Raw genomic sequence first — 1,090 nt, forward strand, 5'->3', positions numbered from 1 at the left:
GATATTTATCATCTTGTTAAACCTTGTTCTCTCAACACCAACTAGGCGCTTAAAGCGGGTATTAGAAAGGGATTGGCTGGATTCGTAATTCATGTATCTAGTTTACCATATTTTGTTTCGCAGGAAGTCTAATGAATCTGATACTTCGGAACTGTCATTTTGTGGTATAATAAATTTATCATTATTAAGAGGTATGGACATGAAAGAAACTGTTTATTTTGGAACTTACACTCGTCGCTTATCTAAAGGGATTTACAAGGCAGATTTTAATACAGAAACAGGCCAGCTTGCAAATCTTGAACTCTTTGCTGCTGAACCAAGTCCGACCTACCTTGCTTTTGACCAGCACCAACATCTATACACCGTTGGTAGTCAAGACAATAAGGGGGGCATTGCAGCCTATCAAACTGACGGTACTTTATTAAATCATGTCGTGGAAGAAGGAGCTCCCCACTGTTATGTTGCTATTGATGAAAAGCGTGATTTGGTCTATGCAGCAAACTACCACAAAGGTCAGGTTCTCGTTTATAAACGCCAGGAAGATGGTAGTCTCCTACTTAGTGATGTGGATCAACACAGCGGCCAAGGTCCACATGAAAATCAAGCATCTCCTCACGTTCACTTTACAGACTTAACACCAGACCACTATCTAGTGACCTGTGATTTGGGTACTGACCAAGTCATCACTTATGACCTTGATCAAGAAGGGAAATTATCTAAGCTCTATACCTATCACAGCCAGCCAGGAGCAGGCTCACGCCATATCGTTTTCCATAACCACTATAAAATCGCTTACCTCATCTGCGAACTCAACAGTACAATAGAAGTCTTAATTTACGATGGTGTTGGCCAATTTGAACGTATGCAAGTCATTTCAACGCTTCCAGAAGGTTACGATGGATTTAACGGTACAGCCGCTATTCGTCTGTCTAAAGACGGAAAATATCTCTACGCTTCTAATCGTGGCCATGACTCCATCGCTGTTTATAGTATCCTAGCAGATGGAAGTTTGGTATTATTAGAGATTGTTCCTAGTTACGGTAAAACACCACGTGATTTTGATTTGACACCTGATCAAAGATTTCTTATT

1 protein-coding gene and 1 pseudogene are annotated in these 1,090 nt (G+C 40.6%); one reads left to right on the forward strand and one right to left on the reverse strand.

Features of this window, described 5'->3' with window-relative positions; translation table 11 throughout:
* Positions 1-93 (reverse strand): annotated as a pseudogene (locus SORDD16_RS11790) (IS5/IS1182 family transposase); the annotation flags it as partial.
* 106 nt (positions 94-199) lie between these two features.
* Between SORDD16_RS11790 and SORDD16_RS05040 the strand changes: the two are divergent.
* Positions 200-1,090, forward strand: an 891-nt coding sequence (locus tag SORDD16_RS05040; protein WP_061452587.1) for a lactonase family protein, incomplete at its 3' end; no start/stop codon positions are given.

This window comes from Streptococcus oralis (genome assembly GCF_001578945.1).
In the GTDB taxonomy this organism is placed as follows: Bacteria; Bacillota; Bacilli; order Lactobacillales; family Streptococcaceae; genus Streptococcus; species Streptococcus oralis_Q.